This window comes from Mesorhizobium sp. M7A.F.Ca.CA.002.15.2.1, from assembly GCF_003998715.1.
Lineage (GTDB): Bacteria > Pseudomonadota > Alphaproteobacteria > Rhizobiales > Rhizobiaceae > Mesorhizobium > Mesorhizobium ciceri.
In genome coordinates this window covers 1-15940 of sequence record NZ_RZPI01000048.1, presented here as the reverse complement: position 1 = coordinate 15940, position 15940 = coordinate 1, and the positions used below count along the sequence as shown (strand labels likewise).

18 protein-coding genes are annotated in these 15940 nt (G+C 62.2%); 9 read left to right on the top strand and 9 right to left on the bottom strand.

Going from position 1 to position 15940, the window contains the following annotated elements; translation table 11 throughout:
* On the bottom strand, window positions 1–108 hold a 108-nt coding region (locus ENZ74_RS05260), incomplete at its 3' end, for an NAD-dependent epimerase/dehydratase family protein (RefSeq protein ID WP_127312685.1).
* 232 nt (window positions 109–340) lie between these two features.
* Between ENZ74_RS05260 and ENZ74_RS05255 the strand changes: the two genes are divergently transcribed.
* The 3 genes from ENZ74_RS05255 to ENZ74_RS05245 are packed head-to-tail and all read left to right on the top strand — an operon-like array spanning window position 341 to window position 2823.
* A complete protein-coding gene (locus ENZ74_RS05255) occupies window positions 341–985 on the top strand; it encodes an isochorismatase family cysteine hydrolase (RefSeq protein ID WP_024502292.1) in 645 nt (214 codons plus the stop codon).
* A gap of 48 nt (window positions 986–1033) precedes the next feature.
* Window positions 1034–1585, top strand: a complete 552-nt coding sequence (locus ENZ74_RS05250; RefSeq protein ID WP_024502291.1) for a MarR family winged helix-turn-helix transcriptional regulator — start codon at window positions 1034–1036, stop codon at window positions 1583–1585.
* A gap of 44 nt (window positions 1586–1629) precedes the next feature.
* Window positions 1630–2823, top strand: a complete 1194-nt coding sequence (locus ENZ74_RS05245; RefSeq protein WP_063170105.1) for an amidohydrolase family protein — start codon at window positions 1630–1632, stop codon at window positions 2821–2823.
* A 3-nt stretch (window positions 2824–2826) separates the two neighbouring features.
* On the opposite strand, the gene ENZ74_RS05240 is transcribed toward ENZ74_RS05245, so the two are convergent.
* Entirely contained in the window at window positions 2827–3411 is a 585-nt protein-coding gene (locus ENZ74_RS05240; protein WP_063170104.1) for an amino acid synthesis family protein, read from the bottom strand.
* Entirely contained in the window at window positions 3408–3992 is a 585-nt protein-coding gene (locus ENZ74_RS05235) for an amino acid synthesis family protein (RefSeq protein WP_063170103.1), read from the bottom strand. The genes ENZ74_RS05240 and ENZ74_RS05235 overlap by 4 nt, the downstream gene beginning before the upstream one ends.
* Window positions 3993–4245: 253 nt before the next feature.
* Between ENZ74_RS05235 and ENZ74_RS05230 the strand changes: the two genes are divergently transcribed.
* The 6 genes from ENZ74_RS05230 to ENZ74_RS05205 all read left to right on the top strand — a co-directional run bounded on the left by ENZ74_RS05230 (window position 4246) and on the right by ENZ74_RS05205 (window position 10896).
* Window positions 4246–5250: a BMP family ABC transporter substrate-binding protein gene (locus tag ENZ74_RS05230; RefSeq protein WP_013530296.1), complete on the top strand. Its 1005-nt coding sequence runs from the start codon at window positions 4246–4248 to the stop codon at window positions 5248–5250.
* A gap of 88 nt (window positions 5251–5338) precedes the next feature.
* Window positions 5339–6916 (top strand): ABC transporter ATP-binding protein, encoded by a 1578-nt coding sequence (locus ENZ74_RS05225; protein ID WP_063170102.1) that lies wholly within the window; start codon window positions 5339–5341, stop codon window positions 6914–6916.
* Window positions 6913–7953, top strand: a complete 1041-nt coding sequence (locus ENZ74_RS05220; RefSeq protein ID WP_082826652.1) for an ABC transporter permease — start codon at window positions 6913–6915, stop codon at window positions 7951–7953. Before ENZ74_RS05225 ends, ENZ74_RS05220 begins: the two co-directional genes overlap by 4 nt.
* A complete protein-coding gene (locus ENZ74_RS05215) occupies window positions 7941–8927 on the top strand; it encodes an ABC transporter permease (RefSeq protein WP_013530293.1) in 987 nt (328 codons plus the stop codon). Before ENZ74_RS05220 ends, ENZ74_RS05215 begins: the two co-directional genes overlap by 13 nt.
* 11 nt (window positions 8928–8938) lie before the next feature.
* Entirely contained in the window at window positions 8939–9952 is a 1014-nt protein-coding gene (locus tag ENZ74_RS05210; RefSeq protein ID WP_082826727.1) for a nucleoside hydrolase, read from the top strand.
* Window positions 9949–10896: a nucleoside hydrolase gene (locus ENZ74_RS05205; protein WP_024502284.1), complete on the top strand. Its 948-nt coding sequence runs from the start codon at window positions 9949–9951 to the stop codon at window positions 10894–10896. The genes ENZ74_RS05210 and ENZ74_RS05205 overlap by 4 nt, the downstream gene beginning before the upstream one ends.
* A 19-nt stretch (window positions 10897–10915) precedes the next feature.
* Here ENZ74_RS05205 and ENZ74_RS05200 read toward each other — a convergent pair whose 3' ends face one another.
* The 6 genes from ENZ74_RS05200 to ENZ74_RS05175 form a co-directional block, all read right to left on the bottom strand.
* Window positions 10916–12058 (bottom strand): hypothetical protein, encoded by a 1143-nt coding sequence (locus ENZ74_RS05200; protein ID WP_063170099.1) that lies wholly within the window; start codon window positions 12056–12058, stop codon window positions 10916–10918.
* A gap of 219 nt (window positions 12059–12277) precedes the next feature.
* Window positions 12278–12817: a prepilin peptidase gene (locus ENZ74_RS05195; protein ID WP_063170098.1), complete on the bottom strand. Its 540-nt coding sequence runs from the start codon at window positions 12815–12817 to the stop codon at window positions 12278–12280.
* A 1-nt stretch (window position 12818) separates the two neighbouring features.
* Window positions 12819–13361 carry a tetratricopeptide repeat protein gene (locus tag ENZ74_RS05190; protein ID WP_063170097.1) on the bottom strand — a complete coding sequence of 181 codons (543 nt, stop codon included), beginning with the start codon at window positions 13359–13361 and terminating at the stop codon, window positions 12819–12821.
* Between the two features lie 52 nt (window positions 13362–13413).
* Window positions 13414–14364, bottom strand: a complete 951-nt coding sequence (locus ENZ74_RS05185; protein ID WP_063170096.1) for a type II secretion system F family protein — start codon at window positions 14362–14364, stop codon at window positions 13414–13416.
* A gap of 18 nt (window positions 14365–14382) precedes the next feature.
* Window positions 14383–15351 carry a type II secretion system F family protein gene (locus ENZ74_RS05180; protein WP_063170095.1) on the bottom strand — a complete coding sequence of 323 codons (969 nt, stop codon included), beginning with the start codon at window positions 15349–15351 and terminating at the stop codon, window positions 14383–14385.
* Window positions 15351–15940: ATPase, T2SS/T4P/T4SS family (locus tag ENZ74_RS05175; RefSeq protein WP_164760951.1), on the bottom strand; the 590-nt coding region annotated here is incomplete at its 5' end. The genes ENZ74_RS05180 and ENZ74_RS05175, both read right to left, overlap by 1 nt.

Sequence of the window (15940 nt, the reverse complement as noted above, 5' to 3'; positions counted from 1 at the left end):
ACCCGGCACCACGGCATCGACACCAAGCACATCGTGGCCGGCCGCAACCAGAGCCTCGGCCACATGGCGGCCAAGCAGGCCGCTGGCTCCGGTGACGATGGTTTTCATATCTCGGCCTCGGCTCCGCAATTCAGCGGCTTGAATATCATTGATGGTCATACAAATCGAGCACATGCCTGACAAGCGTTGTCAAGGCCATTTCGCGATGGGCAAATAGCGCATACGCTTGTCGGAGCGCGGTGCGCAAGGCCGACCAGCACGCTTTGCGTCGAACGGGATTGACTTGGCATCCACTAGGGTTTTTTGTATGAGCATCAACGATCGGTCAAAGGAGCTCGCCATGTCCGTGGACAGTTTTTCCTCACATCGGCACGATGATGCGGTGCGCCTCGATCCACGCCGTGCGGCCATTATCGTCATCGATATGGTCAATGAGTTCTGCAAGCCCGGCGGGGCCATGGTCCTGCCTGGGTACGAGACGCTGGTCGCGCCGCAACTGGCCGTGATCGAGGCTGCGCGCGCCGCCGGCGTGCCGGTGATCTGGGTCCATGACAGCCACCGACCGGGCATGCGACGAGAGCGCGAATGGCTGAAGCGCACACCGCATTGCCTGGATGGAAGCTGGGGGCCGGAGATCATCGAGGATCTCGGCGCCCGCGATGATGAGATCCATGTCATCAAGCGGCGCTACTCGGCCTTCTTTCAAACCGACCTGGACCTGACGCTGAAAGACATGCAGGTCGATCAGTTGGTCATTTTCGGCGTGGTCACCAACATCTGCGTGCGCTCGACCGTCCATGATGCCTTTTTCCAGGGCTATGAGGTGGTGGTGCCAAGCGATTGCTGCGCGGCAACGGGACCACGCGAGCAGGAAAGCTCGCTCTACGACATAGCGACCCATTTCGGCGTGGTCAGCGATTCGGCTGATGTCGTCGCAGCCCTCCGCGACGGGACGTCGCTTCAACCAGCGGAGGTCGCGGCTTGAGCTTTTCCAAACCGGCGACATCCGAGACAGCGGCGATAGGAGTCCGGTGTGACGACTGAAAAGAAACCGCAATCCGAAAAAGGCGCGACCTCGAAAACGCCGAGCGGCGATGCACCCCCGAGCCGCGAGCAAGTGCTGCAGCAATACGCCGAGACCGGCTATGAACTGGACCGTCACCCGGCGCACGTCATCCGCCGGGCGCATCAGCGCGCGACACTGCGCTTCCAGCAGGTCATGGCCGGCGAAGACCTTTCGCCAACGCAATTCGCGGCGCTCGCCACGATCCTCAAGCATGGCGAAGTCTCGCAGAACCATCTCGGCCGGCTGACGGCGATGGACCCGTCGACCATCAGCATCGTCATGCGCAAACTGCTCAAACACGGGCTGATCACGCGCAGCGCCTCCGAAACCGACCAACGCCTGACGATGATCGCGCTGACCAGCAAAGGGACCGACTATACGCTGGAACGGCTCGAACGCAGCGTCGAGGTCGGGCGGCGGTTCCTGTCGCCGCTCTCCCCGGCTGAGCAGGCGACGCTGCTTCGCCTGCTCCAGCGCATCAATGACGACGACCCAACGAATGGCGACGGCGGCAAATAAGCCGCGTCCAGTCCTTTTTTCCATAACAGCAAAAGTGAGAACCGATGTCGTCCGACCTCCAGTCGTCTGCCAACACGCTCGTCGTCCGCAATATCGGTCTCATGCTGAGCGGCGATCTCGCACAACCGATCATCGACGCCGACACCATCGTCGTGAGCGATGGACGCATATCAGGCATTGGCAAGGCAGGCGACATTGATGGCGGCAGCGCGGCGACGATCATCGATGCGATGGGCTGTGCGGTCGCGCCGGGTCTTATCGACAACCACGCCCATCCGGTGGCCGGCGACTGGACGCCCCGGCAGAACCAGATCGGCTGGATGGATTCGACCGTGCATGGCGGCGTCACCACCATGATCTCGGCGGGGGAAGTCCACACGCCGGGCCGACCGCGCGATCTTGTCGGGCTGAAGGCGTTGGCGATCGCGGCGCAGCGCACCTTCTCCAACTTCCGTCCGAACGGCATGAAGATCCTGGCCGGGGCACCGATCCTGGAACCCGGCCTTACCGAGGAAGACTTCCGCAGTCTCGCCGAGGCCGGCGTGACGCTTGTCGGCGAGGTCGGGCTTGGCGGCGTCAAGGATGGGCCGACCGGCCGGAAGATGATCGCCTGGGCGCGCAAATACGGCATGACCTCGATGACCCACACAGGCGGCCCGTCGCTGCCCGGCTCCGGCCGCATCGGCGCGGATGTCGTGCTGGAGGTCGACGCCGACATCGTCGCCCACGTCAATGGCGGGCCAACCGCCCTGCCCGAGGCGGAAATACGGCAGATCTGCGAGAAGGGTTCGAGGGCGCTTGAAATCGTCCATAACGGCAATCTGCGCACCGGACTGTTCGTGCTCGACCTGGCAAGGCAGCGCGGCGAACTTTCGCGCGTCATCCTCGGCACCGACAGCCCGGCCGGATCCGGCGTCCAGCCGCTCGGCATCCTGCGGACCCTGACCATGCTGGCTTCGCTTGGTGGTATCGCGCCGGAAGTGGCGTTCTGTTTTGCCAGCGGCAACACGGTGCGCGTGCGCGGACTGGATGATCGCGGCATCATCGAGGTGGGGCGCGCCGCCGACCTGATCTTCATGGATCAAGCGATCGGCGGTGCCGGCGACGGGCTGCTCGACAGCGTGGCGCTCGGCAATCTTCCAGGCATTGGCATGGTCGTGATCGACGGCGAGGTGCGGACAGGCCGGAGCAGAAATACGCCTCCGGCGATGCGGGTGCCGGAAGTCCTGGCGGCCTGACGGTCAGCCGACGCCGTCAATGCCGACAATCTTGTCCTTGGTCAGCCCGCCGACGCGCGGGTGCGGCCTGCCGGAATCGGTGACGGCGATAGCGACGACGATCTCGTCGGCACGCGGTGCGTCGGGAACACGAACCTCCATGCCGTCGAAATGGCTGCGCACCCGCGCCGCGTCCTTGTGGCCGAGCGGAATATCGAGCGGCACGCCGAGGCCGCCGCGCTTCTTCGATGAGGGAATGAGCGCGGCGCCCTTGCCGAGCACGTCGCGGAACGGGGCGCCGAGCTTTGGATGAAGGATGGCGGCGGCATGTTCGAGCTCGCCATCGGCGCCGACGGCGGCCGCCTTGCCGAAGCTCTCGACCCGGTTGCCGGCAATGCCCAGAGCAGCGACGGCGCGCCTGGGCAAGATATCTCCCAACGCTTCGCCGATGGCGCTGAGTGCCGACAGATCCTCGACGTAGGTACCCGCATAGGGGTTGCGGATGACCGCAATGGCTGCGGCACGCCGCGTCGGCGGATCGACGGGCCGCCCGCCTTCGATCCGGGTTTCCTCGACGATGGTGATGATACGGCGGATTTCCGGGCTCATCGCAGTCCGTCCTCACCCTTGATGTCGGCGGCGGCAAGGCCGCCGACCCGTGCATGAACGCGTGCGCCGGTGGTCATCGCCAGGATGACCGCCATTTCATCGCTGCGCGGCGCATCGGCAATGCCGATCTCGATTGCATCGAAATGGCTGCGCACATAGGAGGCGTTTATGTGCGTGATCGGGATGTCGATGCGCGTTCCGGGGCCGCCGACTTTCTTGGTCGAAGGCACGATCGCCTTGGCATTGCCGAGCAGTTCGCGCATCGCGTAGCCGCCCGGATTGTGCCAGAGCGCGCCATGTTCAAGCTCGCCGGCGGCGCCGACTATGGCACCCTTGCCATAACCTTCGATGGCCTGGCCGCCCTCACCAATGGAGTCGATCAGGCGCCGAGCCATATCGAGACCGAGCGGCTTCAGGTCTTCCATGAAGCCGGTGATCTCTTCGACATAGCGTCCGGCAAAAGGGTTGGCGATGAGCGCGACGATCGCGCCTCGCTTGAGCGGACGTGCCGCGTGGGGTCCGCCCTCATGGAATATCTCTTCGATCTGAACCAGAAATTTCCTGACCACCACAGCCGGCATTGTTCTCTTCCTTCATCCCGTCGTTCATAAAACTCGTTAGAGTATCAACAATTATGCCTATCGACATTTGTCAAGCACAGACGTCGAGCAAGCGGGCGAAGGGCCAAGAAAACTGCATCGGATGACGATTGACAGCCTGTTAAGCCGCTCCTAAACTCATATGACCATCAACGAACTCGCCGTTGTCCCGGCGATGTGTGGGGGATGGTCAAAGCGTGGCTTCAAAAGCTGAAAAAAGCTGAAGGGGAATGACATGAAAAGGGCGCTCAAGAGTTTATTTCTGGCCGGCACGATGCTTGCCATTTCGTTCGGACCGGCCGCCGCACAGGCCAAGGTTTCCGTGGCCGCGATCTCGGGATATTTCGCACAGGGTTTTGGCGTTTCGATCGTCAACGGCCTCAACAAGGCCAAGACCGATTTCGGCATCGACCTCAAGCTGGTCGACACCGGCAATCGCGCGCTCGACTACCAGCAGCAGTTCGAGAATCTCGCCAAGGGCAAGCAATACGACCTCATCTTCGTGATGGGCTGGGAGTTGGTGGACTCGCTGCAAAAGGTCAGCGCCGAATATCCCGACCAGCGCTTCGTGTTCATCGATGGCGTCCTCGACAACCCCAAGATGATCTACGCCAATTTCGCCGAGGAGCAGGGATCCTTCGTCGCCGGCGCGCTTGCTGGCATGATCGAAGCTAAGGGCACCGCCTTCGACAAGATCGGCGACGGCAAGGCCATCGGCTTTGTCGGCGGCCGCGATATCCCGGTGATCCGCAACTTCCTGGGCGGCTACGAGCAAGGCGCCAAATATGCCGCGCCCGACGTCAAGGTGAACTCCGTCTTCGCCGGAACCTTCGACGACCCGGCCAAGGGAAGCGAACTTGCCCAGGCGCTTTACGGCCAAGGCTCCGACATTGTCTACAACGTCGCCGGCCCGACGGGTGAAGGCGTGATGCAGGCAAGTGCCGCGGTCGACAAATATTCGATCGGCGTCGACATCGACATGTGCGGCTCGGCCCCCGGAAATGTGCTCGCCAGCATGCTGAAGCGCGGCGACATCGCCGTCTATACGCTGATCAAGGACGAGGTCGAGGGCCGCAAGATCACCGCCGGCACCCGCACTTTCGACCTCGCCTCGGGCGGTGTCGAGGTCAAGGTCTGCGATGACATCGCCGCCAAGATCCCGGCAGAGATGACCGCCAAGCTCGACGAGATCAAAAAGGGCATCGTCGACGGCAAGATCGTGATCGCCAAGGCGAAATAAGCCAACACCAGCGCCTCCCTCCCAAGAAAGCGCTAGACTGATCCGCCGCGGCTTGCCGCGGCGGATCAGTGTCCAATCTGCGAGAGCCATGTTGTCGAACACGCCGGGGTCGCCGACCCTCCACAGCAATGCCGCGATGGCCGTCGAGTTGACCGGCATCACCAAGCGTTTTGGCGCATTCGTGGCCAATGACGGCATCGACCTTGCGGTCCGCCGCGGCGAGATCCACGCCATCATCGGCGAGAACGGTGCCGGCAAGACGACGCTGATGAACATCCTGTTCGGCCTCTTGCAGCCGGACGAAGGCTCGATCCGGCTGAACGGTGAAGAGATCGTGATCGCCGATCCGTCCGTCGCGATAAAGGCCGGCCTCGGCATGGTTCACCAGCATTTCAAGCTGGTTCCCTCGCTCTCGGTTGCCGACAACGTCTTTCTCGGCATGGAAATCCGTCGCCATGGACTTATCGACCACGCTGCGCAGGTGGCGCGAACGCGCGACCTGTCGAAGCGCTTCGGCCTGCAGGTCGATCCGACCGAGCGCGTCGGGCTGCTCTCGGTCGGCATAGAGCAACGCATCGAAATCCTGAAGGTCCTGGTGCGCGGCGCGCGCACCATCATCCTCGACGAACCGACCGCGGTGCTGACGCCGCAGGAAAGCCGCGAACTGTTCCAGACGCTGCGCAGCTTCGTGGCCGAGGGCATGACGGTGATCTTCATTTCGCATCACCTGGAAGAGGTGATGGAAGTGTCCGACACGGTGACGGTGCTGCGCAACGGCAGGAAGGTGGCGACCCGGCCGACGGCCGAGCTCAGCAAGGACCAGTTGGTGCACATGATGGTCGGCCGCGAGGTCAGCTTCGACCGCCGGCCGCGCGCTTCGCTGCACGGCGACGTAGTGCTCGAAGTGAAGGATCTGTGGGCGCGCGACGATCGCCTGCTGCCGGCCCTTCGCGATGCCAGTTTCACGGTCCGCTCCGGCGAGGTGGTGGGGATCGCGGGTGTGGCCGGCAATGGACAGACGGAGCTGGCGGAAGTGCTTTCGGGCCTGCGGCCGGCAAGCCATGGCGGGGCCTGGCTGAAGGGCCAGAATCTCACCGATCTCTCGCCCGCCGCGATCCGCCAGGCAGGCCTCGCCCATGTTCCAGGCGACCGCATGGTACGCGGGGTCGATCGCAACGCTTCGATAGCGGCCAACACCCTGATGGGCCGCCAGCATCGTGCACCATGGAGTCGTGGCGGCATGCTCAACTGGAATGCCATAAATCAAAACGCCGAAACGCTGATCAAGAGCTTCGATATTCGCGCGCGCGGACCGAGCGATGCGGTCAAGCGGCTTTCGGGCGGAAACATCCAGAAGGTCGTTCTGGCACGCGAATTCACCAATGGCGCCGATTTCCTGCTGATCGACCAGCCGACGCGCGGCGTCGACATCGGCGCCCAGGAGGCCATTCATGACGAGATCATGCGCCAGCGCGCCGCCGGCCGCGCGATCCTGCTGATTTCCGTGCAACTCGACGAACTGGCCGCCCTTGCCGACCGCATCCTGGTGATGTTCAACGGGCGGATCATGGGCGAGGTCTCTGGCGATGACGCCGACGAGGAGCGCATCGGCATGATGATGGCAGGCGTGGCCGCACCGGAATTCGCCGCGGAGACCGCATCATGAAAGACCATTTGCATGCCGTTTCCGGCCAGGTCATCGCCATCGGCGTGGCACTGCTGATGGGCGCGATCATCATCCTCATGGTCGGCGAAAGCCCGGTGCGTGTGTTCATGACACTGTTGCGCGGCGCCTTCGGCGATCAGGAGAAGATTGCCGGGACCTTGCTGCAGACGACGCCGATCCTGATCTGCGGTGTCGCTGCCTGCATCGGCTTGCGCGGCGGCATGTTCAACGTCGGCATCGAGGGCCAGCTGTTCCTCGGCGGCTTCGCCGCCGCCTGGGTCGGCTTTGCCATGCCCCTGCCCGCGGGCATCCACACGCTGGCAGCACTGGCGCTGGCGATCGTGGCAGGCGCGGCCTGGGTCGCCATCCCCGCCTATTTCCGCGCCCGCTACAACACCAACGAGGTCGTCTCGACGATCCTGTCGAACTACGTGGCGGTGCTGCTCACATCCTATTTCACCATCTTCCTGTTCAAGCGGCCGGGCGGCTGGTCGGAGACGCCGCCGATCCTGGCGACATCCTATCTGCCGGAGATCTTCACTTTTTCGCGGTTGAACTGGGGCCTGGTCATTGGCCTGGTGCTGGCGGTCGGCGCGGCCCTTGTCTTCCGCTACACCAGATGGGGTTACGGCGTCACGATGGTCGGCTCGGCGCCGAAATTCGCCGAATATGGCGGCGTCAACGTGAAACGGCAGGGCTTCCTGGTCCTGCTGCTTTCGGGGGCCGTCGGCGGGCTGGCCGGCGGCGTCGAGACGCTCGGCGTCCACCACCGCTTCATGGAAGGATTTGCTCCCGGTTTCGGCTTCGACGGGCTGATCGCCGCCCTGCTCGCCAATGGCTCGCCGGTCGCCACCATCTTCACCGCACTGTTCTTCGGCGCCCTGCGCAACGGATCGCTGCTGCTTGAGGTCGATACCAGCGCGTCGCGCGAAATCATCACCGTGATCCAGGCGCTGATCATCCTCAGCGTGTCGGCCCAGGTGCTGGTGAGAAAGCGCGGCGACAGCCAGGCAGGGGAGCGGCGATGGAAATTCTAGACAAGCTCATCAACGTCGCGCTGATCGCGGCGACGCTTCGCACCACCGCGCCCATCCTTCTGGTCGCGCTTGGCGGCTCGTTCACCACCAAGGCCGGCATCTTCAACATCGGCCTCGAGGGGCAGATGCTGGTCGGCGCCTTCTTCGCCGTCCTTGGTTCGATCTGGACCGGTTCCGCACTGGCGGGCGTCGCCTGCGGCGTTGCGGCGGCGCTCGTCTTCGCCCTGGTTTTTGCTGTCCTGGTGGTGAGCTTCAAGGCCAATGAAGTTGTCGTCGGGCTGGCGCTCAACATCCTGGCCGGCGGCATGACGATCTCGCTGATGAAAGCGATCTTCGGCACGCGCGGTTCGATCGTCGGTCATGGCATCGTCGGCCTGCCGAAAGTCCAGCTGCCCGGCGCCCGCGACCTTCTCGGCTCCTGGGCGCCGCTGATCTCCGGCTTCACGCCGCTCGTCTATGCCGCCTTCATCGCCGTGCCGCTGCTGGTCGTCTGCTACAACAGGACGCGGCTCGGCCTCTATATCCGCGTCGTCGGCGAAAAGCCGGAAGCCGCCGAGGCGCTTGGCATCTCGATCACCCGCGTCCGCTACATCGCATCCCTGCTGTGCGGATTGCTGGCGGGCCTCGCCGGCGCGCATCTGTCCCTCGGCTACATCACCATGTTCACCGAAAACATGTCGTCGGGCCGTGGTTTCATGGCGGTGGCGATCCTGATCTTTTCCAACGGCGATCCGCTGAAGGTGCTGGCCGGCTGCCTGCTGTTCGGCTTCGCCGATGCCTTTTCGTTGCGCCTGCAGACGTTTGGCTATCCGTCCTACCTGGTTCTCACCGTCCCCTATGTCGTTGCGCTGATCGCATTGTTCGCGCTGTCCTACCGGGCGCGTCCAAGGATCATCGCGGAGACGCTGGAATCGATGCGGAAACTGCTGTCGGTAGACAGGAACACCGAACCCGGCGGCAAAAATCCCCAGTGAAGGAAGCCTTTATGGAACGCATAATCCTCGACGTGGATTCAGCCGGCGACGATATTCTCGCCGTGCTGTTTGCAGCGGTCAATCCCAAACTCCGGCTCGAGGGCGTGACCACCGTGACCGGTGCGGCCGGCCCGATCGAACAGGTCACCAACGTCGTCCTCAACACGCTGACGCTCGCCGGGCGTGACGATATCCCGGTTCACGCCGGCGCGTGGCGGCCGATCGTCGGCAACGCCAAGGCCGACATGGAGGCGCCGGTGCATTTCGAAAAACGGCTTGTCGCCCGCTTCGGCGATCGCCTGAAGAAGTTCAACCCGCCGGCGCCGACGCCGGTGCGGCAGGCCACGTCGGGACATGCGGTCGATTTCATCATCGAGACGGTCATGGCCAATCCGGGCGAGATCACGCTGGTGACGACCGGCCCGCTGACCAACGCGGCGATGGCGCTGTTGCAGGAGCCGCGATTGACCGGTGCACTCAAGCGGCTGATCGTGCTCGGTGGCAATTTCCAGACGCCGGGCAACATCACACCCCTGTCGGAATACAACATCTGGGCCGATCCGGAGGCTTCGCGCATCGTGCTCAACGCCGATGTCGAGAAGATCCTCGTCCCCCTCGACATCTGCGAGGACAACCGCGTCGCCGACTCGATGCTGACGCGCGACGACATCGCCGACATGCAGGCCGTCGCCAAGGACAATCCCGTCCTTGAGATGATCGCCGACAGCTTCCCGATCTACATCGACATCTGGCGCGAATTCTTCGACCTCGTCGGGTTCCCGATGGATGACGTGATCACCGTGGCGCTGGCTTTCGATCCCGGCCTGGCGACGATGACCGAGCCGCTGTTCGCCGACGTCGTGCTCGACGGCAGGCTGGCGCGCGGCCAGACCGTCGCCTATCGCGGCCGGCAATTGCTGCCCGGCGGCGGGCCCAAGACCACCCGCATCTGCACCGGCCTGGACGGCCGGCGTTTCCTCGACGGCTTCAAGAAAACCATAGCGCGCTACGAGCGGGCGGCGTGAAAGACGACATGATGACCAAGCCAACTCCTATCCTGTTCGACTGCGACCCCGGCCACGACGACGCCATCGCGCTGGTCATGGCGCATCGCTCGCCGGCCATCGAACTCATCGGCGTCACCACGACCTGCGGCAATGCGGAAGTCGAGAAGACGACCGCCAATGCCTTGCGCATCCTGGAGTATATCGGCGCCGGCGACGTGCCTGTCGCGCAGGGCTGTCACCGCCCGCTGGCGCGCCCGCTGGTGCTCGGCACCGCCGATGGCCCGAGCGGGCTCGAGGGCTCGCCCTACCTGCCGCAGGCGACGATCAAGCCGGTTGACCAGCATGCCGTCGATTTCCTGGCCGACAGGCTGCGCGCCGCGCCCGAACCGATCCTGGTCGTTGCCACCGGCCCGCTCAGCAATATCGGCCTGATGATCCTCAAGCATCGCGACGTGCTGCCCAAGATCAAGGAACTGATCTGGATGGGCGGCGTGTTCTACCGCAAGAGCGAGATCATCACGCCGACCGAATTCAACGCGTTCTGCGATCCCGAAGCGCTGAAGATCGTGCTGGACAGCGGCGTGCCGATCCTGATGGTCGGCCTCGACGTCACCATGCAGGTGCTGATCGAGGCGCCGCAATATGCCGAACTCGCCACCATCGACACGCCGCTCGGCCGGCTCGTCAACGACTGGCTGCTGTTCTACGAGAAGCTGCACCGCAACTCGATGGGCGTCGGCGGCGCCATGCACGATCCGCTGGCGCTGGCGCTGGCCATCGACCCGACCTTGGTGCGCACTCGCCCTGCCCATATCGGCGTCGACCTGTCCGGCACCTACGCCTTCGGCGCGACCATCGCCGACTACTGGGGCGAGCGCGGTGAAAAGGACAATGCCCGCATCGCCCATGAGGTCGACGCGGACCGCTTCTTCAAGCTGATGTTCGATCTCCTGCGGGACTGAACATCCAACGGACTGAGGGTTAGCGGAACAGATATTTCGAGACTTCCGGGTTGCCGCGACGCCACATCACATTGTCCAGGAAGTAATGGTGCACGTTGATGAATATCCACGCGATGAAGAGGAAAAGCGACGAGCCGAGCACCTGTTTGTCGTAGGGAACCAGGGCACTTAGCGCCATCGGCACGAGCCAGAAACCGAGAGCACCGAGAATTGTGCCGGCGACGATGAATATCAGCACCCGCAGCCTGTACATCGGCCCAAGAATGGACAGCACCCTGAATTCCGGATCCTTGACGGCATCCGCGCGGTCGCGCTCGACATTGGTCTGGTAACGCCAGACCACCGCCAGATACTGCAACGAATGGAGCGCCGGCACCACGAGCAGCCAAAGCGGATTTAGGGCCACGAACAGAATCCAGGCATAGAGCGACACGACGTAAGCGACGACGCCGTTATACGGCAGCGCGCCGCCATGTTTGCGCCAGCGATTGACGAACATCACGGCGGTGGCCGCCGAGGAGGCAGCGGCGACCGCGAGCGCGATGTTGAGGAGCCAGGGCGGGACAGCGAATGTGTAGTAGTCCAGGCCCCAGTACTGCCTTTCGGTGATCACCACGTTTGTCTGGAGCCAGGCGAACAGCCACACGGCATATCCGTTGAACAGCAGCGCTTTCTTGTCCTGGTCGCTGAAGAATTTGCGCTTCAGCACCGCGTCCACCATCAGCATGCCATAGCCTTGCTTGACGTAGTGCCAGCCGACGAAAAAGCCCATCGCGTTGGTGGCATATCCCAGCAGGCGGGCGTTGCCGGTTACGGAGCCATAGGCGAAGAAAGCGACCATGATCATTGGGACGGCAATGCCCGCGATGATGTAGCGGATCTGGAGATTCCTGTCATATCCGTCGCCGCGCACCTTGCGCCCGAAATCGCGATAGAAAATCTGATACGAGTGGGCAAAATGTGGATGGTTTATCAGATTGGCGAGCAAGAGCATTACCGCCGCCACAACGCCCTCGTATCTAAGAGGCACAAAGAACAGGATCGGCAGGATCAGGAACGCGCTCCCGCCGAGCATGAAAAAATCGATGAACGGACCAAATAGATATTTCTGTGGAGGCGCCGCGACCGAGACCGGAGCATCCGCCGAAAGGTGAAGTGCCATGCTGCCTTCTCCCTGTGATTGTTTATCTAGCCATCAACCTGATAGGAATTTTTTCTTGACTCCCTGCACTCAGCTATGGTACATTTTTGTCCATGGTGCTGATTTGCGCCAGTGACCCGCCGCACAGGCGGGTTTTCGTTTGTTCCGTCAGCCAACGCGCCGGCGAAGGCTTCGGGGAAGTGTCGATCGCAGCGCGTTCAGCCGCGCGAACTGTCGAGGTCAGTTGAGCTGATTGAGGATCCCAGAACTGCTCGCCAGGATCAAGCTCTTGTAGATCAGGAACGCCAGCGTACAGATCGCGGCCAGCGAGGTCGGCACGCCGAACGGCACCACCCCCTTGCGGTCCAGATGCTGGACGATGAGCCGAAAAGCGCCCGCCGGCAGCAGGAATGGGTTTTTCACGATCGCGGCAGTGGCCAAGGCGAAAACCAGGAGCAGCACCGAAAACACCGCGAGACCGCTGCCGCTGATCAGGAAGGGCACGACTGCTATCAGCTTGACATCGCCGGCGCCGATCTTGCGCAAGGCCCAGAAGGGCAAGAGCGCGACGAACAACAGAAGCCCTGCACTGGTGCTCAGTCCCATGTCCCACCACGACCCGGATTGGAGCGACAGCAACAGCAGGCCCCCGGCGCCCAGACAGAGCAGCAGCAGCACGTCGCGATTGGAAATTTTCTGGGTGGTGAAATCGAGCCAGGCAATCCTGGCCAGCAGAGGGATTGCGAGCACCTTCAGCAGCAGCGCTTCGGCAAGCAACATGCTAGCGCTCGACGTTCTGCACGCTTGACGACAAAAGCTTCAGATTGTTGGCGACGGTCGGGTCGTTGGGCGCCAGCTCGTAAGCCTTGAGGAAGTTCGAGCGGGCATCCTGTAACTTGCCGCGCAGCAGGTAGGAATAGCCGACATTGTTGTAATATTCGGGCGTCGCGCCGCCCAGCTTGAAGGCCCTGGCATAGGCCCGGTCGGACAGGTCGAAGCGGTGGATCCGGTCGGTGCAGGCGGCCAGCCCCATCCAGGCGTTACCATCATTGGGTGCCAGTTGCGTCGCCTTGAAGAACAGTGCGCCGGCATTGCCGTAATTCTCGGCGCGGAACTGGTTCTTGGCTTCCGCGACCGCCTGGTCCGAGGCATAGTATTCGACGTCGCCGACCGTTTTCAGTCCGTCGAAAGCATCGCCAAAAGACGTCACGTCGCCCTTCGACGGCTCGTTGGTGCGCACGACACCGTCGGTTGTGTCCGCCGTCTGGCAACCGGCAAGCACCGCCATGAGCAGACAGGCCGCGGCCGCGATAACCCTCTTCATACGTCCGTCCCCTGGGCCCCCGACTCACATTAGGGCCAAATGATATACTAAACTAGAAGAAAACGCCTCTCATGCGAATGATGACCGGCAACATGATCACCACCATCACGACTGGGAATATACAGAGACCCAACGGAATCATCATCTTGACCGGGAGTGAATTGGCGCGCTCCTCGGCACTCAGAATTCTCTGACTGCGCATTTCGGCGCTATAAACACGCAAGGCATCGGTGAGGCTGGTGCCGAGTTCTTCCGATTGCCGGAACAGCACCGCTAGTGCCCGCGCCTCCTCAAGGCCTATGCGATCGGCGAGTTCCCGTAACGCCTCCCGCAACGGCTTGCCGGCGCGCAGTTGCAAATTCATGATAGACAGTTGGATCCCCAGCCACTTGTGGGTGGCAGCCATTTCGTGACTCACACGTTCGACCGCCGCCTCAAGGCTCATGCCTGCATCGGCGCATGTGATCATCATGTCCATGAAGTCGGGAAAGGCACGGCGATAGATTCGTTTCTGACCATTCTCGAAGCGATCGAGCATGATGCTCGGAATCACCATGCAGGCCAGGCCGAACAAAGCAGAGCCGGCAAAGGTTATGAAACCAGGCAGCTGTGGTGGAAGGACCCGCGACAGCAGGGCATAGATGGCCAAAAACCCAATGCAGACTGCAACCAGACGGGACAGGGTGTAAACCAGCGGTGCACTTGATTTGTAAAAGCCGGCACGAAAGAGCTTCGCCTCCAAAGCATTCGGCTCATCGCGCTCCTTTTCGATCGACTTGAAGTAGGCGTCGACTGGCCGTTGTGCCGCAAGCTTGGCAAGCACGTCCTGTCCAAGCATTGACCGGCGGTCTGTAATTCCTTCGCCCATCAGGCTCTGCGCGACGAGCTTTCGTGTTTGCAGAGCCGGCAGGAAGACGAGCGCACCGAACAGGAAAAAAGATGCCGCCGCCGCAAACACGACGATAGATACCAAGAAACCCAGATCCTGAATATTCGAAAACAATTTTATTCGTCGCCCCTGTTAGAAATCAAAATTAACCATTCGATACATGATGAAATCCCCCAACAAAGCCCACACCCCGAATACGGTGAAGACTGGGAAAATGAGCTGATCGTGCCACACGCCTCCATAATAGGAGGGAGCAAGAAGTTGAAGGATCAAGAACATGACGAGCGGAAACAGTGATATAATCCAGGCCGATACGCGCCCTTCAGCGGAAAGCGCCCGAATTTTCATTCGAAGCTTTTGCCTTTCTCGCAGTACCGAGGATAGGTTGGACAAGATTTCGGTCAAATTACCGCCGGTCTTGGCCTGGATCGACAGGGATACCGACAGCAACTGAAGACCCTCGAAGCCGACACGCTGCGAAAGCTTTCGCACAGCCTGCTCGATGCTGAGACCGAAAGTGATCTCATCGGAGACGATGCCGAACTCGGTGCCGAGCGGATCCGGCATTTCGCGCGCGACCAGACCGATGGCGACCGAAGCCGGGTGTCCGGCGCGCAGCGAACGAACGATCATGTCGAGCGCGTCCGGCAGCTGTTTGGCAAACTTCTGGATTCGCTTGTTGCGGGCGCGCCGGAGGACGAGAAGCGGCAGGACAAGCCCTACGACCAGAAAGATAAGAAGCGACGCCAAAGCGGAAAAATTGAAGAGTACCAGGAGCAACGCCATCGCTAGTCCGACGAGCAGGAATGTCGCGGCGAACGTCAGGGGATTTCCGGTGATGCCGGATTGAGTATAGAGTCTGTTCAGCCACACCATTCCAAAAAGAAAGTCGCCGGAGTCAGTGAGGCCACGCTCCCGCAGCAATCCCTGTAGCGTTTGTTCGGCCGGGACGTCGCCAGCGAGCCGCTTCAATCGGCGATTGACTGCTAGAGACCGAGAGCGGCGGCCGGCAAATGAAAGATAAAGAGCTTCGCCGGCGAGGATGACCGAGGCTGCCGCCAGCATGTAGATGAAGTATAGCAGAGCTTGACCAGTCGGCATCAGAGGGCAACCTGCGGGTTGAAGGCGTCCTTGGCAAAATGATGGCCAAGCGTCGCCGCCTCTGGAGCGAAGCGCGGACGGACACCGGTTGCGCGAAAGTCTCCGACGACCTTGCCCTCGGCCGTCACCTCACGGCGGACGAAATGATAGATTTCCTGAAGCTGCACGACATTGCCCTCCATGCCGGTCAGTTCCGATATGGAGGTGACACGCCTGCCGCCATCCGAGAGACGCTGTGTCTGGACGATGATGTCGATGGCGGAGGCGATCTGCGCCCGGATCGAATCATGCGTCATCGGCATGCCGGCCATGCCGACCATCTGCTCCAGCCGCGAGATCGCATCGCGCGGCGTGTTGGCATGGATTGTCGTCATCGAGCCTTCGTGGCCGGTGTTCATTGCCTGCAGCATGTCGAAAGCTTCCTCGCCGCGCACCTCGCCGACGATGATGCGGTCCGGTCGCATGCGCAGCGCGTTCTTCAGCAATTCGCGCTGGCGAACCTCGCCCCTGCCCTCGACATTGGGCGGGCGCGTCTCGAGCCGGCCGACATGCGGCTGCTGCAATTGCAGTTCTGCCGCATCCTCGATGG